21 protein-coding genes and 3 pseudogenes are annotated in these 25,808 nt (G+C 42.1%); 11 read left to right on the forward strand and 13 right to left on the reverse strand.

Translation table 11 applies throughout. From position 1 onward, the window contains the following. Positions 1–13: 13 nt before the first annotated feature. A pseudogene (locus tag R2I63_RS08380) lies at positions 14–292 on the forward strand (transposase); the annotation flags it as partial. Between the two features lie 239 nt (positions 293–531). Here R2I63_RS08380 and R2I63_RS08385 read toward each other — a convergent pair. Then, entirely contained in the window at positions 532–1,620 is a 1,089-nt protein-coding gene (locus R2I63_RS08385) for a hypothetical protein (protein WP_316356719.1), read from the reverse strand. Positions 1,621–1,695: 75 nt separating this feature from the next. Then, a complete protein-coding gene (locus R2I63_RS08390; RefSeq protein WP_316356721.1) occupies positions 1,696–1,956 on the reverse strand; it encodes a hypothetical protein in 261 nt (86 codons plus the stop codon). 242 nt (positions 1,957–2,198) lie between these two features. Between R2I63_RS08390 and R2I63_RS08395 the strand changes: the two are divergent. Further along, a pseudogene (locus R2I63_RS08395) lies at positions 2,199–2,701 on the forward strand (IS5 family transposase); the annotation flags it as partial. Positions 2,702–2,836: 135 nt separating this feature from the next. Here R2I63_RS08395 and R2I63_RS08400 read toward each other — a convergent pair. After that, positions 2,837–3,205, reverse strand: a complete 369-nt coding sequence (locus R2I63_RS08400; protein WP_316356724.1) for an IS630 transposase-related protein — start codon at positions 3,203–3,205, stop codon at positions 2,837–2,839. Between the two features lie 32 nt (positions 3,206–3,237). Here R2I63_RS08400 and R2I63_RS08405 point away from each other — a divergent pair. The 5 genes and pseudogenes from R2I63_RS08405 to R2I63_RS08425 all read left to right on the forward strand — a co-directional run. Then, positions 3,238–3,459, forward strand: a pseudogene (locus R2I63_RS08405) (transposase); the annotation flags it as partial. A 117-nt stretch (positions 3,460–3,576) separates the two neighbouring features. Next, positions 3,577–6,996, forward strand: coding sequence for a hypothetical protein (locus tag R2I63_RS08410; RefSeq protein WP_316356726.1), 3,420 nt, complete (start codon positions 3,577–3,579; stop codon positions 6,994–6,996). A gap of 1 nt (position 6,997) precedes the next feature. Further along, positions 6,998–8,044: a hypothetical protein gene (locus R2I63_RS08415; RefSeq protein ID WP_316356729.1), complete on the forward strand. Its 1,047-nt coding sequence runs from the start codon at positions 6,998–7,000 to the stop codon at positions 8,042–8,044. 62 nt (positions 8,045–8,106) lie between these two features. After that, a complete protein-coding gene (locus R2I63_RS08420; protein WP_316356732.1) occupies positions 8,107–8,250 on the forward strand; it encodes a hypothetical protein in 144 nt (47 codons plus the stop codon). 215 nt (positions 8,251–8,465) lie between these two features. Next, positions 8,466–9,098 carry a hypothetical protein gene (locus R2I63_RS08425; protein ID WP_316356734.1) on the forward strand — a complete coding sequence of 211 codons (633 nt, stop codon included), beginning with the start codon at positions 8,466–8,468 and terminating at the stop codon, positions 9,096–9,098. Here R2I63_RS08425 and R2I63_RS08430 read toward each other — a convergent pair. From R2I63_RS08430 to R2I63_RS08450, 5 genes are all read right to left on the reverse strand, one after another. After that, a complete protein-coding gene (locus R2I63_RS08430) occupies positions 9,085–10,530 on the reverse strand; it encodes a Do family serine endopeptidase (RefSeq protein ID WP_316356737.1) in 1,446 nt (481 codons plus the stop codon). The two genes, R2I63_RS08425 and R2I63_RS08430, sit on opposite strands and share 14 nt — an antisense overlap. Before the next feature lie 747 nt (positions 10,531–11,277). Beyond that, entirely contained in the window at positions 11,278–11,811 is a 534-nt protein-coding gene (locus R2I63_RS08435) for an IS630 family transposase (protein WP_316359802.1), read from the reverse strand. After that, positions 11,735–12,103 carry an IS630 transposase-related protein gene (locus tag R2I63_RS08440; protein WP_316356349.1) on the reverse strand — a complete coding sequence of 123 codons (369 nt, stop codon included), beginning with the start codon at positions 12,101–12,103 and terminating at the stop codon, positions 11,735–11,737. The genes R2I63_RS08435 and R2I63_RS08440 overlap by 77 nt, the downstream gene beginning before the upstream one ends. A gap of 119 nt (positions 12,104–12,222) precedes the next feature. After that, entirely contained in the window at positions 12,223–15,129 is a 2,907-nt protein-coding gene (locus R2I63_RS08445; protein ID WP_316356738.1) for an insulinase family protein, read from the reverse strand. Continuing rightward, positions 15,129–15,623 (reverse strand): adenylyl-sulfate kinase, encoded by a 495-nt coding sequence (locus R2I63_RS08450; protein ID WP_316356741.1) that lies wholly within the window; start codon positions 15,621–15,623, stop codon positions 15,129–15,131. Before R2I63_RS08450 ends, R2I63_RS08445 begins: the two co-directional genes overlap by 1 nt. Positions 15,624–15,799: 176 nt before the next feature. On the opposite strand from R2I63_RS08450, the gene R2I63_RS08455 reads away from it, so the two are divergent. Further along, the gene (locus tag R2I63_RS08455) at positions 15,800–16,309 is read left to right on the forward strand and encodes a helix-turn-helix domain-containing protein (RefSeq protein ID WP_316356744.1); all 510 of its coding nucleotides are present in this window, start codon (positions 15,800–15,802) and stop codon (positions 16,307–16,309) included. 8 nt (positions 16,310–16,317) lie between these two features. After that, positions 16,318–16,857 carry an IS630 family transposase gene (locus R2I63_RS08460; RefSeq protein WP_316356748.1) on the forward strand — a complete coding sequence of 180 codons (540 nt, stop codon included), beginning with the start codon at positions 16,318–16,320 and terminating at the stop codon, positions 16,855–16,857. 131 nt (positions 16,858–16,988) lie between these two features. Here R2I63_RS08460 and R2I63_RS08465 read toward each other — a convergent pair whose 3' ends face one another. The 5 genes from R2I63_RS08465 to R2I63_RS08480 form a co-directional block, all read right to left on the reverse strand. Continuing rightward, the gene (locus tag R2I63_RS08465) at positions 16,989–18,014 is read right to left on the reverse strand and encodes a ribonucleotide-diphosphate reductase subunit beta (protein ID WP_316356752.1); all 1,026 of its coding nucleotides are present in this window, start codon (positions 18,012–18,014) and stop codon (positions 16,989–16,991) included. Positions 18,015–18,025: 11 nt separating this feature from the next. Continuing rightward, positions 18,026–21,214 (reverse strand): ribonucleoside-diphosphate reductase subunit alpha, encoded by a 3,189-nt coding sequence (locus R2I63_RS08470; protein ID WP_445083692.1) that lies wholly within the window; start codon positions 21,212–21,214, stop codon positions 18,026–18,028. A 273-nt stretch (positions 21,215–21,487) separates the two neighbouring features. Continuing rightward, positions 21,488–21,970 (reverse strand): FUSC family protein, encoded by a 483-nt coding sequence (locus tag R2I63_RS08475; RefSeq protein WP_316356757.1) that lies wholly within the window; start codon positions 21,968–21,970, stop codon positions 21,488–21,490. Further along, positions 21,967–22,140, reverse strand: a complete 174-nt coding sequence (locus R2I63_RS10720) for a hypothetical protein (protein ID WP_445083693.1) — start codon at positions 22,138–22,140, stop codon at positions 21,967–21,969. The genes R2I63_RS08475 and R2I63_RS10720 overlap by 4 nt, the downstream gene beginning before the upstream one ends. Then, positions 22,085–22,450 (reverse strand): carbonic anhydrase, encoded by a 366-nt coding sequence (locus R2I63_RS08480; RefSeq protein ID WP_316356759.1) that lies wholly within the window; start codon positions 22,448–22,450, stop codon positions 22,085–22,087. The genes R2I63_RS10720 and R2I63_RS08480 overlap by 56 nt, the downstream gene beginning before the upstream one ends. A 316-nt stretch (positions 22,451–22,766) precedes the next feature. On the opposite strand from R2I63_RS08480, the gene R2I63_RS08485 reads away from it, so the two are divergent. Together R2I63_RS08485 and rmuC are read left to right on the forward strand one after the other, a co-directional pair. Then, positions 22,767–23,600 carry a CDP-alcohol phosphatidyltransferase family protein gene (locus R2I63_RS08485; RefSeq protein ID WP_316356761.1) on the forward strand — a complete coding sequence of 278 codons (834 nt, stop codon included), beginning with the start codon at positions 22,767–22,769 and terminating at the stop codon, positions 23,598–23,600. A gap of 792 nt (positions 23,601–24,392) precedes the next feature. Next, a complete protein-coding gene (gene rmuC / locus R2I63_RS08490) occupies positions 24,393–25,628 on the forward strand; it encodes a DNA recombination protein RmuC (protein ID WP_316356765.1) in 1,236 nt (411 codons plus the stop codon). Positions 25,629–25,808: the final 180 nt, after the last annotated feature.

The raw sequence follows: 25,808 nt of genomic DNA on the forward strand, positions 1-25,808 counted from the left end.
TACACTTGCGTTATTCGAGTGCAATATTAATACAGACGCCTTTTCCATTTGGGCAGAGGAGGACTTGCTACCGAAACTTCCCTCTGAAAGTATTCTGGTTATGGATAATGCTTCATTCCATAAAAGCAAATCTATGCAAGAGAAGATCCAGGCTGCAGGCCATACCTTGGAATATCTTCCTCCCTATTCCCCTGATCTAAACCCTATTGAACACAAGTGGGCACAGGCAAAGTCTAAGCGAAGAAAATATCAATGTGGAATAGACGAACTTTTCAAGGAGCACTGCCTATAAATAATTTAAGTCACTTTAGCTATATCGCGCTTCATCTGAATTTAGAAATGTCGAAGCCTACAAACAACGAAACCTAAATCCTTAAAAACGCTCCGCGTCGAATACCATCCCTTCTTGTGGTTTGATATCTTGTCTTTTGCAAAGACATTAAAATAATAAGTTTACGTTTAGCTACATCTAGAAGATAATGCTTAATTTTTCAACCTCCCAGGAGACCGATCCACTTTTGTCCTAATTTTTTATGAAATATTACAGTCATTATTACCTTTGAATGACTGGTTTGTTTTCCCCCCTTTTTTATCATAAGTCACAGTATGGGTTCCTGAGTCTGTTATGAAAGTTCTTTCTCTTTCTAGTCCATTTTTATGGTAGTTTGAATATCCAAAATCTCCGTCTTGAAGATCTCGATGCTCAGAAAAAATGGGATTTCCTTTTGAGTCTGAGTATGTCGTTCTAGTTCCTGTTGCATTGCTCGTTTTTTGAGAACCATCAGAATAGGTTGAGGTGCGTTCTGATACCATTGAAGATGCTATTTTTTCAGCTATTGAGCCTGCTGCAGTACCATGGAGTTCAGCCTGAATTGGATTACCCAAATATCTCTCAGAGGCAGTTTGTGCAATCAAACCTGCATATGATCCAATTGCTGAAGCGGTACTATCGCTAAACACTCTCTCAGAACTTTCTCTCACTGTCTCTCGATCTTCTCGGACACACTCAATATTCCTATCTCCATCATAACCAAATGGGGCACCGCTATCGTCTTGATCGGATCTATCACAAGAATCGATACAATCCGCTATAGCAGCTTCAGTTTCTTCACAAGCGAAGCCTGAAAAATCTGGTGCATCATTTTGTGAATCAACAAAATCGCATATATCCATTTGTTCAATAGCATCTATTACTTCTGAAATATCACGATCGCTACCTCCCCCACCTTTCAATCTACCATTAAACCTCACGGAATTTTCACTAACAGTAGCGTGACACTGCTCGAAAAATGCTTGTGGTACTTCTTTTGCTTTAGGAAGTCCTTGAAGCATGTATCTTGGGATTTGTTTTTCCGCTCCTTCTGCTGTCTTGACGCCTACTTTCAGCCCTTCAGAACCTTGATTAATTAAGACTGTTTTACTTGGTGACTGCGTAGTCATCTCAATCAAAAATGTGTGATTTTGTGGCATGTTTTGTACTGAAATAGACATTCTTATCTCCTTGGGTTTGGTGATCAAAAATAGATCACAACAGATTGTTAAATACTTTTCTTTAAAAATAAACGATTTTATTCCGATGCCCTGGAAAACCACAGGTTTTGTTTCTTCTTGATTGCTCATATTGGCCACTCGATTTTCAGATGTTTTATTCTTTGGGCATTATCGAGTTTGGAGGGTATTTTCAATGAACTGTGTTTAGAGGATAAGATTTATGGGAGAGATGCAATGGAGTTCCGCTTGGAGCTTCTGTCTTCCGGGAGACCGATCCACTTCCATCGTCTTTATTATCAACGGTGTACTGAACACCCCGATAACTTCTGAAAGCTTGCGATCTATTCTTTCTGATCTCTCGTCTTTACTTCGCCCGCAATTGTGTCCAATGTTCTTTACATCTTCTTTAAGGTCATTTCTTGTTCCCTGCTTTCCTTTAGCCTCCACAACAAGTAGTTTTTTCAAGCTCTCCACCCCACAAGGTGTTTAATCGCGCTGTGTTGGCTTATCTGTGATCTTTTGATTTTACTAAAGTAATTAATTGACGTAAAAAGCTTGATGAAAGCAGCATAGATTTTCTTTTGTATTTTTGAACCTGAAGCTCAAAATAGGAGAATAACACTATGCTTAGACTAGATAGTGTCGTCAAGAAATTTTGAATTTGATATACTTTGCTGTCTTATACCAATGCAACAAAGGAATTTTCTATGGGAAAAGCATCGCATCGTCGCCACGATATTTCAGATAAAGTCTGGGAATTGTTAGCTCCTCACCTGCCAGGTCGAAAAGGGGGTTGGGGCGCCGTAGCAAAAGATAACCGTCTGTTCATTAACGCTGTTTTCTGGATTCTTCGAACAGGCTCTCCTTGGAGAGACTTACCACCTGATTATGGAGATTGGAAAAACACTCACCGTCGCTTTTGTCGTTGGCGGGATGCTAGAATTTGGGAAGCGTTGCTTGAATGTTTAGTGGAAGGTCCTGACTATGAATGGCTCATGGTGCACCCTCATGCATCGGGAGCTAAAGGCGGTAATCAAGACATGAGTCGGACAAAAGGGGGCTTAACACAAAAATACACTTGGCCGTGGATGCGCATGGTATGCCAGTCCGAATTGTTGTTACGCAAGGTACCACTCATGACAGCACTCAAGCAAGTTTCTTGATCCAAGGTATTTCAGCAGAGCATTTGCTCGCCGATAAAGCTTATGATATAGCTAAAGTGACTTAAATTAGTTATAAGTAGTGCTCCTTGAAAAGTTCGTCTATTCCACATTGATATTTTCTTCGCTTAGACTTTGCCTGTGCCCAATTGTGTTCAATATACACAATTGGCTTTCCCAAAGGTTTATATTCTGCGATTTTTCCTTGAAAGATTTATCTTTTTGTTTCGCAGGCCTTGGGATGGTTGAGCGTTTTTTTTATAGCTAATTCTTAACCTCTTCATGGCACACCGAATGCCTGAAGTGCTTACGTTGAGACGATGTGCTCGTTCATATTTGAAGGCATCAGGGTATTTCTTGATATCCTCCATCAAGATCGCTCTATCAATCTTTATTGCAGGTCTGATTTTAGTGCGCCTCGGCTCTAACCTCTTAGACCAGAGAAACACACTATTTACACTTACTCCAAAGCGTCTTGCTACTTGGACAAAGCTTAATTTTTCTTTGCTCCGGATCGATAGAACTTTTTTTCTAAAATCTAGCGAATATGTCATTCAAAAAATTATAACTAAAACGAAATATTTTAGCTATGAGTCAAGGCATAAATCCAGTCATTCCTCTGAGGTCAAATCGCAAAAAATGGAGAGAATTTGATAAAGAACTATATAAGCTTCGACACCTTGTAGAAAATGCTTTTCTCCACCTAAAACGATGGCGTGGAATAGCCACTCGATATGCCAAAAACACAGCTTCATTCATAGCTGCAGTGCAAATTCGTTGTATCGCTCTTTGGGCTTCTATCTCATGACGACACTATCTAGATAGAATATGGGAATTTTTTGATATGTGGTTGTAAATCTTTGACTAGATAACCGCTATCGATTAAGCTCTTATGGCATCTTGATCAAACTAGTAGCATGAGCCGATGCAGAATTTAACACATCTTAGACCACCGCAGGACTTCCGGCCTCCATCAAGTCCATCAGCAAGCTCCATAAGCTCCATCTCTAGTGACAAGTCATGCGGTTATAGTTCTGCATCTAGTTCTCCAGAAAACTCTCCTCCGGCAAGACATTTACCACTAAGACTTCCAGAAGCAAAGTATCAAGAGCTATTTGACTCTATAGATCCCTGGTATCCGAGCCCTCAACAGAGGATATCTGCCAATACACAGCACATGAAAACCCTGCAGACAACAATCAATAGGAAGATTCAAGAAAGTTATTTCTTTGTTTTGGGAAAGCAGCAGGAAGATGAGCGCTTTCAAAAGGTTTTTGTTGATTTCTTCCGTGAGATACGTGGTGTTAACAACTTAGCTAAAGAAGCATCTATTTTGTTAGCTGATCATTTTCGAGGCTATGCAGACGTGAGTGAAAAAGTCGAATACACCATAGATGCTGGAGACTTTTCAGATATCCACTGTACTTATCATCAACCAACAGAAGAAGTGATTCTTGAGCTCAAGAAGATCCTTGAAGAAGAGTATGGCCTGAAGGGGCAGCTTATAAAATCTCTGAATAAAGCAGGACAAAAGATTGGAGATGTATTTCAACTAGATACTCACGATACCTGTTTGCGAGAGTTTTCCATATTTCCTAGATTATTTCCCAAATGCATGAAAGCACTGAAGGAGATATTCAGCAGCCTATTGGTATCAGAGTGGCTCAAGAAAGACATTGAAGAGGTTAAGATCTATCTCAAGCAATCCCCCTCTAAAGAAAGCATCGAAAGACCAAGACTCACAAAGGAAGATCTCACTCGAGCGATAGCACTCTGGACAGCAGCAAAGCACTACGCTGAGCAGCAAAAGATACGAGATCATCAGCTCTCAAATAAACATAGAAACGAGCTAAAAGATGATCTATGTAGTGCCTTGATCTCTGGAGGGTTATCCTTTATAACGGGAGATCCAAGCTTAGTAATTGGACAAGCAGCAAAAACGGCAATGAACTCTTTTGGCAATACAATCGACCCTGAAGGAAAAGATCAGGCAGTGCAAGTCTTAAAGCTATTTGGAGGCTTTGGTCTTGGTAGCGCAATGGGAAGAAATTCCTGGGATCTAGGAACGGCTCTTGGTGTTGATCTTCTTGACCTAGCAACTCGAGCAGAAAAGACAGGAAAAGGAGAGTCTGCCTTAAGAAACCTTGGTGGATCTGTACTCAAAGGCGCATTAACGCAAGATAAGAAAAAGCTAGTCTGCCAAGTACTAGGTTTTAGCGTAGCTGAGGCTGTTAATCAGCTTCCTGAGACAGATGAGACAACGCCGCTTGACATACGCATCGCAAGAGCATTGATATCCAATGGAGATGTTCAAAGTCACTACATTAAGCAGTACGTTGACCAAAAGTTCAAGGAAGCTCCTAAACCAAAAGTTGACGGAGAACTTACTCCAGAAGAACAAGAAAAATACCCCAAGCAAGAACCAACTCTGGCAGACTTACAGCAGCAAGAAGACAGCAAGCAACATGCTCTAAAGATCCAAGCAGCACAAAATGAGCTCATACAAAAAGAAGCTGGTGTTGCAGAAGCAAATAAATACCTCAATGAGAAATTTGCAAAGTATCAAAAAGCCTGTGGTGCATTCAACTCTGCAACTAAGGAATTGAGCAAAGTCATCAAGGGAAACGAGAATCTATCAAAGGCGATAGAAGAAAGAGATGACGCCCAAAAGACACTAGATAGTCTACAAGGGATAGAGAGAATTCCAGTTCCAGAATCTAAACCTGAAAAGCCCAAGAAACCCAAAACAGTAGTAGGGAAAGCATGGAATTGGATAAAAGAAAACGTTGCAGTAAGCGGTGAAATATCTGCAACTAAGATGCCGCTGTATACCACGAATCCATCTACCTCTTCAGATAGATATGTGCCAAGAGAATTGTCTCAAGCCCCTCCACCTCCGAATAGACCACAGATAAGGGAGCCTAATGCAGGACAGTGGGAGAATGTTCAGGCGATGCAACAAGGCCAACTCTTCAACAAAAACATGCAATACCAAACGCCTGTTGTAGATAATAGCCCTAAAGCCCCCTTGAATTATCAAGCTTACTGGGGGCAAGGTCTGGCAAACAATGTGCAAGTGCCACCAATGGAGCTTAGAAGTCTTGGGAGGAGTAATCCTGTAGATATAAGACCAGCGCATAATAGACCACTTCAAATGGCAGGTTTTTCTGGATCTATGGAGTTTGCATTAATCGATGTAACTCTCCAGTCAAGGTCTGCTATGGATGCTTTAAAGACGGTGAAAAGCGCTGCTGTTAACGACTTCACAAAAAGCATTCCAAAGGGTGGTGCTAAAATTCTCCGAGGCATCTGCAGCTTAATGCTTCCTGATATGTCTGACGTGTCCGGAGCTGAATGTCCAAAAGAACACTTTAAAAGATTCTCGGCTAGCGCGCTATTGAAGTATGACAAGCTTGTACATATCAAGGACCCTCATTCTTTCGGAGCAAGAGCTGGGGAGTTCGTTGGTGAGATGATTTCTTTTGGAGGTGTTGGAAAGGTCATAAGAGTCGCAGAAGGCATTAGCGTACTGGGCATGGCTTGTGAAGGCGGCGTAGTAGGCCTCGTTATGGCAGAAGCTCATGACACCAATAAAGCAGCTGGGGTGGCCTTTGGTTTTGGTTTTGGTGGTGCAGCAGGTTCGATACCGAAAGCATTTAGAGCTTTAAAATCTATGAGCACTGTTAGTCCACTACAGGACAGGGCACTGTCCACGGTAGCCTTTAGGCATGAAGTGGGTAGGCAGTTGATAGAGAACCGCATACTACGATGTAGTTTTGTTAGTGATAAGACTGTTGCAAGTCTTTCCAAGAGGGAAATCACATATATAAAACCCTTCGATATACCATACGTAAACAAGGGTCCAGAGCTTGAGTGGTGGAAAGTTGCTTCTCCAAAAATTGATCGTCTTAAGAGAGTAGCTAAAACACCAAAAAAATTCTATGAGTCACTAACAAGAGAGTTTTCAGGTGATAACCTCTCAGAGTTACAAATACGTAGGGTTTTAGATTATTCTGGATTTAAGTCTTTTGAGAATCCAAAGCTCTTTCCCACTGAATATGTAGCGGAATTTGCAGATAAAAATGGCGGTATAATATTTAGAAAGCCTGGAACAAGTAATCCACAAAACCTCCTGATCAGAATCTGCCCTGGTCTACGCAAAGAGAATCCAGTGACTGCGATTATTGAGGGTAAACAGATGAATGGTACTATGAGACAGCAGACCCATTATGTGGTTCAGTGTAAGAATAATAAATTCTTAACCACAGATGAAGTATGGGTAGACGAAGCAGCTGCAAATACTCATATTCCTTTAGAAAATTATCAATTCAAAGGGTGGGAATAAAGTGATACCTGAAAAAATCTCGGAAGAGAACAACAGACTTTCTAGAGATAAAAGAATGTACCCTCCTTTCATAGTCAAAGGTCTTGCATCGATTAGGGAAGAAATAAGAATTGAGGAAGCAACAGGAAAAAGCATTCCTTACAACCCAACTAAAATCACCGATTTTTTACAGCTCATTCGCACTACATGGGTCATCTCCAATGCAGAATACCAAGAGCGCTTCTGGGTAAGGCAAGAGCCTCCTATGATGGGAGATAACTATATGGAAACGCTTTCGACCTTTTTCCCACATGCCCGTGCTGTTTTAGATACCAGTGACTATACGATTGAAATGACAGCTAAGCAACGAGAAGTGCTACAGAAGCTATACGATATGATAAAAGACTTTGAAGCAGATGACGAAGTTCCAGACGACCCAGGATACGGCCTTAACGACTCTGCAATTATTGCTGATCCAAAATGGCATAAGATACAAGCATACGCCAAGCTCGTATATGAGGAGATCACAGGAGACGACCTCGATGCATGGGAAAAGTCTCGCCCCCCAAGAGAAAAACGTCCAGAGATAAAGCAAAGAGACGCAACAACTGAAGAAGTTCATGAAGAAGAAAAAAAGATTTACCCAAGTTTTCTTATTGAGCAATTCAAAAGACGCCAGCATATCCCTGAGACGAGTCTTGAGCACTGCCTGATCAACGTGTATTTAGAAATCTGGACGATATCCAAACAAGAGTATCAAGAGCGCTTTTGGGTGAGGAAAGAGTTTCCCCTATACGACGAGGAAAACTGCATGAAAACGTGCTCTAGGTATCTATGTGATGTAATAACAGTCATACATGGTGCTGAAGATAACAAGCTTGATGTGACAAATAAGCAATGCAAGGTGCTCAAGAAGCTATCTAAAATGATCGAAGACTTCAAAAAGGACCCTAATAGACCCAATGACCCAGGATATGGAATCAACGATGGCGAGCTTATCGAATGTAAGCAGTGGCAAGAGATTCGAGACTATGCTAAGCTCGTATATGAAGTAATTACAAAACCCTAAAAATCGACGTCCATATTTGCGTTCTAGATAGTGTCGTCAAGAAATTTTGAATTTGATATACTTTGCTGTCTTATACCAATGCAACAAAGGAATTTTCTATGGGAAAAGCATCGCATCGTCGCCACGATATTTCAGATAAAGTCTGGGAATTGTTAGCTCCTCCCAGAGTGAGAAGGCTCTGCTCAAGACCGTGGGCTATTTTATGACGTTATTTTTTACGAATGGTATAAGAATCTCTCATTTTGACCTCTCACCTAACACATGAAAAATTCAATTTTACAGAAGCCAAGCGTTTTTTGAACCAGAACCTCTTGAACTCTATCAGGCGCCTATGTCAAGATACCTTGTCATGCGTCTGTTTATCATTGCATCATTATCGTTTCTGACAACCTGCTCACAGGAGACTTGCTATAAAAAGACTTTGGTAAAGCCCTGCCATGTGATGGAGGCCCAGAATCTTAAATTAAAGGGTGAAGGTTGGGTGACGGTCCTTAGAGGAGAGCGACCAGTGATCCTATCAGCCCCCCATGCATTCCCTGTTTTTAGAAAGAATAGAAAGTACGCAGATCAGGGAACAGGGGAACTTGCTGTTCTTCTTCATCGATTAACAGATGCTACGGTGATCTATACGTCGGGAGATCCTCCCTGCGACCCGAATAATGATGACGAGAATGCCTATAAAAAAGCTTTAAGTACTCTCATCAATGAGATAAAACCGAAACTTGTGATCGATTTGCATCGTGCTCATCAATCTCGCCCCTTTGACATTGATTATGGGACCCTTCATGGTCTTTCCTGTCAAAAGCGCATACTCAATAAGATTACGGCTTGTTTCCGCGAGGAGGGGCTCACAAACTTTTCCTCAAATGTATTTTCAGCGTCGAAGAACCTGACTATTACAAAGTGGGCTTATCGGCATAAGGTCGAAGCTTTCCAACTGGAGATTAATTCAACGTGGCTAGACTTTAATGGAGACCCTCTTTCGCAGCAGCGTTTTGCGCAACTCCTTCAGGGTCTCACCATTTTTCTTATGCAAATTTCTATTGAGCCTTAAGAGTATAGAACTTCATGACTTGTCCTTGGCGTACAAGAAGAAGAATCCTCTCTCCAGGTTTTACATTCTGGAGAGCTTCATTAAACTCGGTGACAGTGGTGATTTTTCGGTGATTCACAGCCATCACAAGGAATCCTGGCTTAATTCCTGCTCGATCGGCAGGAGTGTTTGCCTCAACCGTAACAACAACGACTCCTTTGTCGTCTTGATTGAATTTGTATTGTTGAATGTTCTGGTTGGTGAGATTGTCAACAGAGAACCCAAGGTGTTTTGATGCTGTTGTATTAGACACTAGAGTGTTTGCTCCAAAGGTTCCCAAAGTAACCGGCAGATTCATTGTTTTACCGTTGCGATTGATTGTAAGATTCACTTTAGTTCCTGGAGGAAGAAGCACAACGTCGTTGCGCAATTGCCCAGGTCCTTTCATGGACATTCCGTTCATCTTTGTGATAATATCACCCTGTTTGAGGCCTGCTTCTTCGGCAGGAGATCCTTCTACGACATCGACAACAAGAGCTCCTTGAGTGGCGCTTGTTCCAAATGCTTCAGCAAGATCACTATCTATGGGTTGTAGAGATACCCCTAGGAATCCACGAGTGACGACACCATTTTCAACAAGCTGCTCCTTGATATTCATTAAAATATTGCTTGGAATTGCAAACCCAATTCCCATGTAGCCTCCCGATTGAGAAACAATCGCGGTGTTCATTCCCACAACTTTTTTATCGAGGTCAATTAGAGGTCCTCCAGAGTTTCCTGGATTAATGGCCGCATCGGTTTGAATGAAATCTTCGTAGTCAGTAATTTGGAGTCCTTGGCGCCCTTTTGCACTGATAATCCCAGCGGAAACACTTGCCTCTAAAGAGAAGGGGTTTCCAATGGCTACAACCCATTCACCAACCTCTAAATCGTCTGAATCTCCCAATTCCAGAAAGGGAAAATTATTCCCATAGTCATCATCGATTTTAATCACTGCAATATCGGTATGGCTATCTCCACCAATGTAAGTTGCCGATACTTGACGGTTTGTGCCATCCTGAAGTGTTACAGTCAGTTTCTTGGCCCCCCTCACGACGTGAAGGTTGGTCATGATATGGCCCTCTTTCGAAATGATGAACCCAGAACCTTGGCTTACTTGAGGTTGTTGGGGCCGTTTTGGAGGTCCACCGAAAAAGTGATTAAAGAAGTCATCATTGAACATCTGGTTAGAGCCACTTTCCATTCCCCCTTCTGCCCTGATAAAGACTACAGCAGGAGTGCATCCTTTGGCGACTTCAATGAATGGCTGTGAAAAAGGTTTTCCTGGAGTACTTTTATAACTTGGATACCGCTTACCATAAGCTATGGAGTTACTTGCTCCGGTTTCTTTCCCTTCAATATGTATAGAAAATAAGCAGATAATTAAAACAATTCCAGATAAAAAACGATGCATTCTTAAACTCCTAAATTAATACCTGAGCTTAACTCAAAGAGTATTTTTTAGAAAACCCTAAGGACTCATTTTGTAAACCCAAACAGCAATTATGGATTATAAGAAGCAAAATCCAAGATAACAGAATTAATGTGCAGCATCCTTTGTCATCGCTTGCTACAGGGATCTTTATTGAAACTATTTGATGCAACTTAAAAAAAAGACTTACAGGTCAGGTTTTTGGACCCCTAACGTACATTTTCGTTTCATTAAGCTTTAAACCTCTCTCAATAACGCTTCCCTTTACGATGGTTTCTTAAAAATCAGGCCTGCTCGATAGGCAACGGTTCCCACAAGAATAGTCAGTATTGAGATAAAGGATGTTCCTAAAAAACCAATCTGTTTATTCCTATGTTCTTGATCAGTGGAGCTCTTATCAATCAAATTGAAATAACATCCGGTGTCATCTCTAACGCATTCTGATTTTTGACACCTGATAAAACTTTTCGTGATAGGAATGCACCTGACATTAACATCTGCTATAATAGTTGCTATGGCGAGACTTGCAAGGGCAAAAGGGGTGAGTTGACTCAAGGTGACTTTTGGTTTCAGTTCTAAAAGAGGAGCACGTGAGGCTAGGGCAAACAAACAGCCTGAAATCGCTGCTATACAAATCGCTTTCAGCTCTATTGATTCTAGAAAAACACAAATATATACATTTTTTGATCTAACAGTTCTTAAAGCTATAGCTAAAGTGACTTAAATTAGTTATATGCAGTACTCCTTGAAAAGTTCGTCTATTCCACATTGATATTTTCTTCGCTTAGACTTTGCCTGTGCCCACTTGTGTTCAATAGGGTTTAGATCAGGGGAATAGGGAGGAAGATATTCCAAGGTATGGCCTGCAGCGTGGATCTTCTCTTGCATAGATTTGCTTTTATGGAATGAAGCATTATCCATAACCAGAATACTTTCAGAGGGAAGTTTCGGTAGCAAGTCCTCCTCTGCCCAAATGGAAAAGGCATCTGTATTAATATTGCACTCGAATAACGCAAGTGTAAGGAGGCTTGTTCCAAGTAATGCCCCTATTGCATTTGTTCTTCCTTTTGCTTCCCAATCATGAGTGCCAAAACATCGCTGTCCTATTTTGGAGTAACCGTGGGTGCGGGGCATATCATGGGCAAACCCGCTTTCATCAATATATACAATTGGCTTTCCCAAACGTTTATATTCTGCGATTTTTCCTTGAAAGATTTGTCTTTTTGTTTCGCAGGCCTTGGGATGGTTGAGCGTTTTTTTTATAGCTAATTCTTAACCTCTTCATGGCACACCGAATGCCTGAAGTGCTTACTTTGAGACGATGTGCTCGTTCATAGTTGAAGGCATCAGGGTATTTCTTGATATCCTCCATCAAGATCTCTCTATCAATCTTTATTGCAGGTCTGATTTTAGTGCGCCTCGGCTCTAACCTCTTAGACCAGAGAAACACACTATTTACACTTACTCCAAAGCGTCTTGCTACTTGGGCAAAGCTTAATTTTTCTTTGCTCCGGATCGATAGAACTTTTTTTCTAAAATCTAGCGAATATGTCATTCAAAAAATTATAACTAAAACGAAATATTTTAGCTATACCTCACCACTACAGGATACAGTCATCTCCACAAGGATCTGATGACGCCCCCGGCAAATCTCCTATTATTCTTAAACGAGCCCTAAATAGGTTCGATTTTTAGCCCAAGATTTTCATTTTTTAGGAGGGTATCTCCAGCAAATGTGGCTTTGATCCCACTAGAAGGATCGAGCTTTTCCTTGACGGCTTCTTTCACCTCTTCTTTAGTGACACTGAGCAGATGATCACGGAACTCTTCTCGAGTTTGTTTGGTTTGGCCTTCGCGGAAGTAAGAATAGGCAACGCTTGCCCGGCTGCCAGGAGAAACCGGAGCGTCAGCATCTTGAAGAATTCCAAGTTTTGCTTCGGTGAGATCTCGCTGTGTGAATTTCCCCTTAGCAATTTGGGTAATTCCTTCGAGAAAAGTTTCAAATGTTGAGGAGATATGAGGATCGCGGTAGGAATAGAGATAGTAGATCCCCGTTAGGGAATTATAATTTGCACCGCCACCATAGGCTCCTCCCTGCTCCCGTAGTTTTTTATGGAGAAAGGTGTTCTCCATAAGATCGGTGGATACTGATAGAACTGGGGAGTGAGTGATTGTTTTCATTCCTAAGGAAGAAAAAGCAACAGGTGATGAAATGGTACGGGCTTCTGATACTCCTGAGCTGGGGAGTGAATACCCTTCCCAAGGTGTAAAGGGTTTAGAGGGAAGGCTCGAGAGATCGAAAAATTTTTCTTTGGATAGCATTCTGTACTGATCCTTATCGCAGCTAAGCACCAAGTGAGGTGATGTAAAATGAAATAAACTCCCTCTTAGTTGTAAAAATTTCTCAATGAGATGGGGGAGATGCTTGTCGATGTCCTTAGCAATCTTTCTAACGAACTGAAAATAGGAAAGGCCATTTAGTGCGTCGCTGATAAAGGGTGTTAAAGAGAATATTCTGGCTGAACGTTGAATGGCATAAGTCATGGCGCTTTTAGTGAGACGGTTCTCTAGGGAGGTGTGGATTTGGAGGATCAGCTCTTTGATTCGGCCTTTGTCTTTCAAATCGGAGGTCATGCAAATATCTGAAAAGAGTGAAAACAGCTTCGAAAGATTTCGATTAAGGACCTTTCCCTTAAATCCAAAAGCGGGCCTTAGATGATTTGGATCACCGATCTGTGGATAGAGACTTAAAGATGTTCCAAAGTCTCCTAGGTACAAGTTAATATAGTCTAGATTCGCGCGGTAATCTCTTCCTCCTGCCCCGAGTTCTGGAAGAATGGAAATCAATAGTTGAAGATAGGGAAGGTCTTCATAGGGGATCTGGGGGAGGTCAAAAAGCATCCGTGCATAAACAATATGATTGGTAAAGCACTCATGATGAAAGATGGTGAGTTGTTCAATTTGTTCGTGCTCAAGATGAAAATCCGTAACCTCTTTAGGGACGTCTTCCATACCAATTTTAGGGAGACAATCAAGAGACTGGGACTCTACTTTTTCTTGATATTTTTCTAAAGCTTTGGTCTGTTTTTTAATTGCATCTAGGTCTTTTTTTGTGAGCGTTTGTTCGATCGTTTTGAGGCGTTTTTTTTCTTCCTCTTGTTCTCTTTTTTCCAGGGTATTATCGGGAGAAAAAATGTGGGTTAAAAAGTGGGGGTTGTCGAGGAAATATTTCCGGATGATCCCTGATAGAAAGTCTGGGTCTTTGACTAAAAGGCGCAGTTTTTTGAACTGACTGTAAACCGTTAAGGCATTTTCAGTGGGGCATCCATGTTGCATAGCAAGAATGGAGCGCATAAAAAGGGTCAGTCCAAAAGGACCGTAGTCTCCTGTGATCTCTAATCGAGAAAACTCTAATTGATGAATTGCTGCTTCAATTTGCTCTGATTGGATCTTTAGGTTCTCTAGAGTATCTAAAACGATTTGCTTGAGCTTTTCAGCACTTCCAGCGCCGCAACCACGACAAATGATAACATAGGGGATCTCACTCATGTCGGTATCAAGGTATCCATCAGCTTGAGTGCAGAGCTTTGACTTTAGAAGCGCATGTTTTAGGGGAGAGGCATCGGTTTCCATCAAGATCGAGTCAATGAGCGCAAGTGCAAGAGCGTCTTCTTGATTGTCTATCAAGCAGGTGAGCCAAGAAAATGACACGAACTGTTGGCCATTTTCCCCAGGGTATTTTCCTTCACGTGTTTGGGGTTTTTCGAATCGCTTTTGCTTGGGTATTTTTTCAAGAGGGGGAAGCTCTTGCACGCCCTTAAGAGCGTTCTTTGCAACAAAATCCAAATGATTTTCAAGAGGAAGATCGCCATAAAAGAAAAAGGCGCAGCGGCTAGGATGATAGTAAGTTGCATGGAATGTCTTGAGCTGCTCCCAAGTCAAATTAGGAATCTCTTTCGGCTCTCCGCCTGAGTTAAACGCATAGGTCAAATCAGGGGTTAAATACTTTGTTAGTTCGTGCCAAAGTCTTGTTTCAGGATTGGAGAGGCTCCCTTTCATCTCATTATAGACCACACCCTTGTATGTGAGATTGGGATCAAGTTCTAGTCTATGTCCCTCTTGCAAAAAACTCATTTCTTTGAGTTCAGGGTAAAAAACGGCATCAAGGTAAACTTCAAGAAGATTATAGAAGTCTTTTTCTACCTGCGAAGCGGCGGGATAGCAGGTAAAATCGGCTCCTGTCATCGCATTCATGAAGGTGTTTAAACTACGACGGGCCATGGAGAAAAAAGGATCTTTCACGGGGAATTTCTTGGAACCACATAGCACCGTGTGTTCTAAAATATGGGCGATACCAGTCGAGTCACTCGGAAGTGTTTGAAGAGATAAGCAAAAAAGGTTTTCAGGATCATCAGCCTCTAAATGAACCACCCTTGCTCCGGTAGGTTCATGTGTTAGCTCATAGAGCACCATTTGAAGCTCTTCTAGGGGAAGAACTTTAGTGTAGACGTAGTCGCGGTATTGATCGCCAACTTTTTTTGATGCTGCGTTTTCCATTCCCCCATCATACTTAAAACGCATTATATTTGCTTCAAAATTTCTTGAGCACAGCTTTTTGCAGGCATTTTTTCAGTGTTGCAAGTCACATCGGGATTTTCTGGGACGTCGTAATCAACATTGATTCCAGCAAGTTTGATATTTTCACCCGCTTGAAGTCTTTGATAGAGACTTTTAGGATCTCGACGTTGACACGTCTCAATCGATGCTTGCACATGGACTAAGACGAATCGATGTCCTTCTGCTTCGATTTCGTGCTTAACACGCTCTCTCAGTTCTTTTTTGGGACTGACAAAGGCCGCAATTATGTAGGGATTTGTTTGCAGAAATTCTTTTGCTAGCGCAATGACAGCCTGAAGGTTTTGGTTTTGCCCTTCGGCCCCATGAATGTGTCCTTTTTCAAGCCGTTCACGCACCTTATCTCCATCCAAAATGGGAGCTTCATTGATTTGGTGAAAAGCTTCTGCAATGGTTGACTTTCCTGATCCTGAAAATCCTGTGAGCCAAATAAGCGACATAATACATTCTCTTTTAATAGTCTAAAGTGATTATTTTTTACATCTTGCTAGTAAACAGCGATTTAGTATTTAGTTCATTTTTATTAAAGATTTTGATATAATACCATTCGTAAAAAATAAAGTCATAAATTTAATTGGTCTTTTCATGTAAGCTGTTTGAGTTTAACAGGAGGTGAGTGTTGAGAGGAAGAAAGGCCGCCCAGATAAAAGGACTTGATCAGTACGATTTCGATAAGCTTGCTAAAACAGAGGGGAGTCCAAGAGAAAGGAGACGGTTTCTGGCATTTGCCCATCTCCAAGAAGGGAAGACGTTTACAGAAACAGCAGTCTTTGTACGGGTGAAGCTCAGGTCTTTGATGAGGTGGGTCAAGAGATTTAGAACGGAAGGTTTCGAAGGGTTAAAAGATAAGCCGGGTAGAGGTAAGAAGCCATTGATACCTCTAGAAAATCAAGCTGCATTCAGGCAAGCTGTTTTAGAGCTGCAAGAGAAGAAAGTAGGTGGTCGTATCAAAGGGAAAGACATTTTGGAATTGATGAAAACAAAATATGGAGTCGACCCATCTTTGAAGACGGTATACAATACATTGAAAAGGGCTGACCTCGTCTGGATCTCGGGTCGATTAATTCACCCCAAGGCAGACTTAGAAGCCCAAGAGACTTTTAAAAAAACTTCTCAGAAAAAGTAGTTGAGGCATTGCCAGCAGGAGTAGAAATAGAGTCTGTTGATATTTGGTTCCAAGATGAGGCTAGAGTGGGGCAAAGAGGCACTGTAACCCGTACATGGGCCAATAAAGGAACACGTCCTCGGCTCGCACGTCAGCAGCAATTTGAATACGCTTACATATTTGGAGCTATTTGCCCCGTCAGAGATGAAGCTGTAGGCCTTGTAATGCCAGCTGTAAATACAGAGGCAATGCTTGTGCATCTTGAGCACATTTCCATGAAGATTCCTGAAGGAAGGCATGCAGTTATTGTGCTGGATAGAGCTGCTTGGCATACAACAAAGCGACTTAAAAGGTTTAGCAACATAAGCCTTCTACGGCTTCCTCCGGTTTCGCCAGAGTTGAATCCAACAGAACAAGTATGGCAAACGCTTCGAGATGAACATCTAGCGAATCACTGTTATGAAGATTATGATGCGATTACGATGGCCTGCTGCGATGCATGGAATGCATTTGTTGACACTCCAACCAGAGTGAGAAGGCTCTGCTCAAGACCGTGGGCTATTTTATGACGTTATTTTTTACGAATAGTATTACTTCTGCCAAAAGAAGCACTGATTCCCCAAGGGTAATCAGTCTTATAGATCGACTGACTCTCAGAGTATAGTTGTTACGAAAGGGGCGCCAAAAGGCGCCCTTTAGTTTACCATGTTAGGGTGGATGAGGATTGATACTCGGTCACGCGAGTTTCAAAGAAGTTCTTCTCTTTTCCTAAATCGATGGTTTCACTCATCCAAGGGAAAGGATTTTTGGAGTTGTACTGGATTTTAAGCCCAATACGCTCTAGGCGGCGGTCTGCGATATATTGTGCATATTCGCGGAACATCGGCGCGGTGAGACCCAGAATTCCTTTAGGAAGGCACTCTTCTGCGTAACGGATCTCAAGTTCTACAGCTTCGCGGATTTTTCCGATCGTGTAGTCCTGGAAGTCTGGGGACCAAAGTTCAGGGTTCTCTTCTTTAATTCCATTAATTAGATCGATCCCAAAATTTAAGTGGATCGTCTCATCGCGCAGAATATATTGGAACTGTTCACCGATTCCAGTCATCTTATTTTGGCGATGTAGGGAAAGGATCATTGCAAAACCACTATAAAAGAAAATCCCTTCCATAATGATGTAGAATCCAATGAGGTTTTCAAGGAACTTCTGCGCTCCTTCTAAAGTTGAAGTATCAAAGTTTCCTGCGAGGACGTCTTCAGTCAATTTCATCTCAAACTTGTCTTTATCGTGGATTGCTTCGATCTCATTGTACATGTTAAAGACCTCACCCTCATCAAGATTGAGTGATTCAACGATATAGTGAAAAGTGTGCGTATGGATCGCTTCCTCAAAGGCCTGACGCAGTAGATATTGGCGACATTCAGGGTTCGTGACGTACTTATAGATTGCAAGGGTGATATTGTTTGCTACGAGACTTTCAGCAGTGCTGAAAAAACCGAGGTTTCTCATAATGAGAAGACGCTCTGAATCAGATAGCTGATTTGATTTCCAAATCTCGATATCCTTCCCCATAGGGACCTCTGTGGGCATCCAGTGGTTGGCGCACCCATTGAGGTAATGTTCCCACGCCCAGTCATATTTTAGGGGCATGAGTTGGTTTACATCAACAGTTGTGCAGTTGATGAGCCGCTTTGCGGCAGCTTTTGCTCTTGTATTTTCTTGCATCATTATTCTCCTTATTATTGACAGCTTTCACAACCTTCTTCGAGGTTGCAGACAGGAACCGCAGGTTCTGCATCTCGATCGAGCTTTATTCTAGCAGAAGGGGACTCACTTTTCATCCATCGTGGCTGGAGGCCACGTTTGTTAATATCGAGAGTTGATTTCTCTATCTGTGTGGCTCCAAGTGTGCGGCAGTAGTATGTTGTTTTTACTCCTTTCTTCCACGCAAATAGATACATGTTATGGAGTTTTTTACCGCTTGGCTCTGCCAAATAAAGATTGAGAGACTGCGCTTGGTCAATCCATTTTTGGCGACGGGATCCGCATTCGATGATCCACTCAGGATCAATTTCAAAAGAGGTGAGGAATTGTTTCTTCAACTCTTTAGGGACCCGTCCGATTTCGAGAACCGATCCATCGAAGTATTTAAGATCGTCAATCATCTCATCATCCCAGAGATTAAGCTCCTTGAGCTTATTCACGAGATAGAAGTTAGAGAATGTAAATTCTCCAGAGAGATTTGATTTTGCATAAAGATTCTTATAGTTGGGCTCAATCGATGGGGTGATTCCTGCAATATTTGCAATGGTTGCTGTGGGGGCAATTGCCATCACATTACTATGGCGCATTCCATGCTTACGGATTGACTCTCGCACTTTCTCCCAGTCCATTGAAGAGGAACGGTCCATTTCAACCGTTTCCCCTCTTTCCTTTTCTAAAAGATCGATCGTATCGATTGGGAGAAGCCCTCGTTCCCATTTTGAACCTTTATAGCTTGGATAAGGGTTTCTCTCTTTTGCTAGTTCACTAGAGTAGAGAAGTGCGTAGTAAGAGATCATTTCCATGCTACGATCGGCAAATTCAACAGCTTCATGGCTAGCATAGCTAAGGCTTAAAATATTGAGAGCATCTTGGAATCCCATGAGGCCTAAGCCAATTGCTCGATGAGCCATATTGGCATTTTTAGTCTCAGGAATCGGGTAAAAGTTCACATCAATGACATTGTCAAGCATCCGGATTGCTGTTCGGATTGTTTTCGCAAGCTTTTTCTCATCGAGTCCCTTTCCAGTCACATGCTCAGCTAGGTTGATCGAGCCAAGGTTACAGACTGCGGTTTCTTCTTTTGATGTGTTGAGAAGAATCTCTGTACAAAGGTTTGAACTATGGACGACGCCGACATGATCTTGCGGAGAGCGGATATTTGCAGGATCTTTGAAAGTAATCCACGGGTGTCCTGTTTCAAAAAGCATGCTCAGCATGTTTCTCCAGAGTTGGAGGGATTCGACCCGTTTCCAGAGAAGGATTTTTCCTTCATCAGCCATTTTTTCATACTCAAGGTATCGTTTTTCAAACGCTTGCCCGTATAGATCATGAAGATCACTCACTTCATTAGGACTGAACAGAGTCCATGTTCCATTCTCCTTCACCCGTTTCATAAAGAGGTCGGGGATCCAGTTTGCAGTGTTCATATCGTGAGTACGGCGTCGCTCATCTCCTGTATTTTTTCGAAGCTCAATGAAGTCCTCAATATCGATATGCCAGGTTTCAAGGTAGGCGCACATCGCTCCTTTGCGTTTTCCTCCTTGATTGACAGCTACGGCGGTGTCGTTTGCGACTTTAAGGAAAGGAATAATTCCTTGGCTCTGTCCGTTGGTTCCTTTGATACGAGCTCCTGTTCCTCGAACATTGGACCAGTCGTTTCCGAGCCCTCCTGCCCATTTTGAGAGTTGTGCATCATCAGAGATGGTCTTAAAAATATGTTCTAAATCGTCCATAACCGTGGAGAGATAGCAAGAGCTGAGTTGAGAGTGGGGTGTTCCTGAGTTGAACAGAGTAGGAGTTGCTGACAAATAGTCATGTTTTGAAAGGGTTTCGTAGAACTCAATCGTGTGCTTGGTTTTATCTTTTTCATTCATCGCAAGTCCCATAGCGACACGCATCCAGAAAATTTGAGGCGTTTCTAGGCGTCGCTGGTTCTCGTGGATAAAATAGCGATCGTAAAGGGTTTGCAATCCCAAGTATTGGAATTTATCATCTCGGTCCAGCTTCATCGCTTTTCCAAGAGCATCAAGATCGAACTTGGCAAGCTCTGAAGAAACCTGGTCGAGTTTGATGCCATGGGCAATATATTTTTTAAAGTACGCAATGTGTCTTTTTTCTAAGTCATGATTGAGGGTGTCTATTTCGAGCGTTTCACGATAAAGCTTATCAAGAAGAAGACGTGCTGCAATCTTAGAAAAGATTGGGTCCTTTTCGATCTTTGCTTTAGTTGACATAATGAGCGCTTGGTCGACCTCTTCTTCCTTAATTCCTTCATAGAAATTGAGGATGGCACTTTCTAAAAGCTCTTCCGGCTTTGCAATTTTTTCAAACCCGCGGCATGCATGATCAAGGCGATCAAGGAGCTGGGTTTCAGTAATAGACTTTTGCTCGCCATCCTGCGCTTGAAATTCGAACTTTCTCTCACCATCTTTTGCTTTGCGGCGCTTTTTTTTCTTTGAAGGGGCTGTTGCGCCAGTTTGCTGTCCTTTCTCTGCGCGGTAAAGGATATAATCCTTTGCTGCTTGGAAATAGCCAGCTCCCATAAGAGCCTCTTCAACGAGGTTTTGAATATGGTGAATATGAAGTTCGTCAGTCTTTGCCAGGTGAACAGCTTCTCCAACAACCTGTTGAGAAAGGGTATTGACGATCGAAATAATGTCATTGGGAGTTTGCCCTTCAATTTTGTTTAATCGTCTGAAGATTTTTTCAATCGAGGCAGCGATCTTAATCGGATTAAAACGTACAGGGGTCTCGCTATCTCGGCGAACCACCTTTATATTGCGGGGGTCGTCTCCTCTCAACTCTTTGTGGTGGTCCCTGTAGATGATATAATCACGAGCAACGTCATGTTGGCCATTTTTCATCAGAGTGACTTCGACAAGATCTTGGATTCCTTCAACTGTTAGAGAGACATTTTTTGATGCCAGCTCAAAAAGCTGTTCAACGACTTGATGGGTGACTTGTTTAGCAACTTCATTAAGATCATCCATAAGGGGAATTTCCTTATCAATCTTTTTTGTATCGCGAAGCGCCGATTCAATAGCTTTAAAGATCCGCTCTTTTCGAAAGGGAACAATCGTTCCATTCCTTTTAACAACAGTGAAGGTGCTTTCACCGGCTGCGATGCTTTCTTCAATGATTTCTTTTTTGACGGAGCTGAGCATTTCTTTAGAACTATTACGAGCTTTAGACTCTGATTTTACCATATTAACACCTCGATTTTGGAACAAAATTTCTAATAATTTAGATTTTCAGTAAACTAACCTCTTCTACAACATCTAGTATTCTACATCCCCTTTAACACACTATATATTGTAGTCGGAATCTAGAAGTCTACAAAAAACTGACACAAAAAGCAAAAAAAATTTCCGAAAATTTTCAACGCAAAGAAGACAAGTGCATTATGAATTTACAAAATTAAGATCTTTTAGTTTTTTCTAGATGAGGGAAGTGTTTGCAACAGCAATTGCAATCGAAACACCCGCGGCTAATTCTATAAACCGTGAAAAACTAAAAAGCCATTCGTCATTTTTTGATCCTAGCTGCCAAATGATAACGACAACAGCACTGGTGATGCATGCGTGAAAGTTTAATTCTTTTAACTTAGGGATGCTTGTGCAAATCAAGGATGTAATAAAAATACTCAGGAGCAGAGCAAAAATCATTTCGGGAATATATAGGCAGAAAGCAGAAACAATGCATCCTACAAGTGTCCCAAAAAGGCGATCGAACCCAGCTGAGAAGCTTTCGCTCTGATGCTGTTTCATAACAAGAACACCGGAAATGATGCTCCATAGACCACTAACTTCTGCAACCGTTGGAAGCGTAAGGCCACTTAGAAAATATCCAAGAAAATAGGAAATGCCAGATACGATACTAAGCTGCAGCGCATACAGTGCATTTCCTTTGATAGAGGTCATGAACCAATCTCTTTTATCGAGAGAGAGAAAAAACCTTTTTTATCGGTATCATAATAATCTATCCCTCCAGATCTTACATCATAAAACCACCCATGTAAGTGCACACGTTTATCTTTAAGTAGCTCTCTTAAGATAGGGTAGTTTGATAAGTGATGCAGTTGTCCAACAATTGAAAATTTTTCGAATAGAAAAAGACTTTTTTTTGGTCAGTGGATGTTCTTGGTGTTTTTTTAGAAAAGCCCTGAATAATCTATCGTCAATAGAAAGCCAGCGTATAAGCTCTGGAAATCCCGATAGATCAGCTTTGGAGTATATAGCATTCATCGCACCACAATCAGAATGCCCTATCACAATAATATCCTTAATTCTTAAATGATGAACTGCATATTCGACAGAGGCTAATACAGAGGCCTGTAGGTGAGCCAAATCGCTAGTATAGGGGGGAGCAAGTGATGATGATGGCTCCAGGCTTTTGACCATTATCAACCAGATTTAAGAATTCGGTTTCATGAAAAGGGTAATAGTGTGTTTTAAAGTCTTTATGTCCATTGATTAAGTCAGATAAGAAGTCGTTTTCTTTTCCGTAATCGACTGTAACTTTTGCAGTCCTCTTTGTAGTCAGATCAGATTTAAATTGGGTAAAGTACAATCCAAAGAACGTGCCTATTACAAGACCAATAATAAGTAGAAATACCTTAGTTTTCATACGACCTTTCTTTCTTAACAGAAATGATAGATCTTGTTTTTTTGCAATATTCGAATCGCCAAAAACTATTTATTTTGGTAGGATAGCGACATGAAACAATTTTACCTTTTGCCTAATATTATTACTGCGTTTGGCCTTTCATGTGGCCTGTTTGTTATTTTTAAGACAAACATGACAGAGCCTGGAGTTGGTACTTACGAGTTGCTTTATTCGTCGGCCCTTCTCTTACTGCTCGCTGCGTTTGCAGATCTATTAGATGGTGCGGTGGCGCGGATCATTCGAGCAGAAAGTGAATTCGGTTCAATGTTTGACTCTTTGGCTGACGCGATTTCCTTTGGGGTTGCACCATCGGTCTTATTCCTAAAAAGCCTTTCACTTGAGCCAGCAACAAGCCTCTCGTTTTTTGCAGTTGTTGGGGCAATGCTCTATACGATTTGCGGAGTGCTCCGCCTTGTCCGCTTTAATGTCAAAGCACATGAGCTAAAGACGGACAAAGAGGCTAGCGCCGCTTATAAAAAAAATTTTACAGGGCTTCCTATTCCCGCCTCTGCAGCAGGGGCAATTTCGGTGAATCTCTTTCTCCATTCGACCTTTGCAAAGGAGTGGTTTAACTTGTCCTATGCTGTGCGGGCGATTACCTTGACATGCATCATGGTTCTTCTTGGTTACCTTATGGTGAGCAAATGGAAGTTTCTAAGTCTTAAAAGCCTTCACTTCCGGGTTCCCTCTTTCCACCTCATTCTTTTTACCGTTTTGATTGCTATCTTCATCTTCTTTGGAATCTTCTATTTCCTGCCTGTTGTACTCGTTGTGTGCTCCGTAGGTTATATCCTTATCGGGTGTGTTCTCACCCTGATTCGCCTTATTGCCGGTAAAAAGGCCAAGACCCTCGTCGATTTTGAGATTGACGATGACAAAGATTAATAAACCCCGCCTCTATTCACTTTTGATTCTGCCAGCTCTTATTTTTTTTACTGTTGGCGACGCTTCTAGATCAACTGGGTCCGAGACCTTGGAAAAAGCTCCTCATCCATGGTGGTTACTGCACTCTCAGACTGTTAACCATCAGCCTAGCCCTAGCCCCTCTTACAAAACATTTTCCCAAGTGGCAACTTTTCAAAGCACTAAGCCGTCACAGACGGGTGATAGGAGTCACAGTTTTTCTTTACGCTGCCTTTCACCTCACATGTGTGCTCACCAAAACAATCCAGAAAAAGGGAGAGCTTCCCTTGGAGCATCCGCTCTCTTGGCTACAGGAAATGAAAAAACATCCATCGCTGTGTCTATGGGATCGAGCTTCTCATGTTTATTCATGTTTTTTTGAAATCCTCTACCCTTGCTTTCTCTTTCTTTATTCCATAATCACGTGCTCAAGGAAGGGGAGAAAAAATCAATCTTCAGTCGATAATAAGTCTACTGCGCCTTAAGGTGGTTGCCACCAGCGCCAGGACCTGGCAAAAAGGCCTTCGATTTCTACAAGTTTGTCAAGAAGCGGTTTCGTGAATTGTACAGCAAAGGCGCGGTCCTTTTTTGGACCATGAAATGTATCAGGAACCAGTTGAAAGGGTCTGTTTTGCACAGGTTTGATAGTACCGAGGTTTAAGGTATTCCATTGTCTTCCCCCAAATGAGTTTTTATGGAAAAAATGCTAACATGGGAGTGATAAAAAGAGAAAGCTTTCTGGAGATTTATCACCCTATAAGCTTAAATAGAGTTATGGAATATTTAATTGCAGTCATTCTGGCAGCCCTGGCCGTGTTCTTTTATTTAAAGTGGCAGAAGGCAAGAGAAGAAAATATTTATTTAAAAGCTCGTGAAGAGACTTCTGAGGACATTGAAGCAGCGCAGGAGAAGTTGTCTCTAGCGTTTAAAGCGCTATCGAGTGAAGCCCTTGAGAAGAGCAATTCTTCATTTTTGCAGCTTGCCAAGGAGACGCTGGGGAAGTTTCAGGAAAAAGCAAAGGGAGACTTGGAGAAGAGGCAAGAGTCGATCGAGCATGTTTTGAGGCCGGTTCAGGAGTCGCTTGGCAGACTCGATAAGGGGATGCAGGCCATTGAAAAAGAGAGACAGGGAGAGCAAGAGTCTTTGAAGGCTCAGCTCAGAATGATGACTGAGTCAGAAAAAGAACTCAGAAAGGAGACAGCCACTTTGGTGAAGGCCCTTCGGGCTCCGATTGTTAGGGGGCGCTGGGGGGAGATGCAACTCAAAAGAGTTGTTGAGCTTGCGGGGATGGTAAACCATTGCGACTTCTATGAGCAGGAGACGAGAGAATCTGGGTTAGTGCGCCCTGATGTCATTGTAAAACTTCCGGGAGATAAGCAGGTCATTGTGGATGCAAAGACTCCCTGTGAGGCGTATTTGGAGGCGATTCAGGCTGAGGATCAAGGTGTCAAAGAAGATAAATTTAGACATCATGCACGGCAGGTACGGCAGCATGTGATGGCTTTAGGAAAAAAAGCCTATTGGCAAAGCTTTCAACCCACTCCTGAATTTGTAATCCTCTTTATTCCTTCGGATAGCTTCTTTAGCTCAGCACTGGAGTATGACCCCTCCTTGATTGAAGTGGGAGTTGAACAGGGGGTTGTGATTGCAACACCAACAACATTGATTGGCCTTCTGCGCGCGATTGCTTACGGCTGGAAACAAGAAAAGCTATCTCTTCATGCTCAAGAGGTCAGCACGCTTGGGCATGAGCTCTATAAACGGATAACTGATATGAGCGAGCACTGGAGCAAGGTGGGGCGCACTTTAGCAAGTTCTGTGGACGCGTACAACAAGGCTGTTGGATCTCTTGAGTCGCGCGTATTGGTCTCTGCTAGAAAGTTTCAGGAGATGGGGGCAGCAGCTCGTTCGGTAGAGTTAGAGACTCTGGAAGGAATCGATCGCGTTCCCCGCGAAATTCAAGCATCCGACATGAAAGTATCCCTTGATATGGTAGCTAAAACCAAATGACTTTCGCCCTAGATCGTGCTTTCTTGCACCGACCTTTCTGAAGTGAGTTTGTAGGAAATTCCCCAGGTTAGTCCAAAGCTGATGATAAATGCCGGTAAAAGAGGTTCGATTGGCACGGGCAAAAAGGGATTAATGAGCGGCCATAAGGCTGAGATGAGACCTCCTGAAAGCATCCCGACC

The organism is Candidatus Neptunochlamydia sp. REUL1 (assembly GCF_963457595.1).
GTDB lineage: Bacteria > Chlamydiota > Chlamydiia > Chlamydiales > Simkaniaceae > Neptunichlamydia.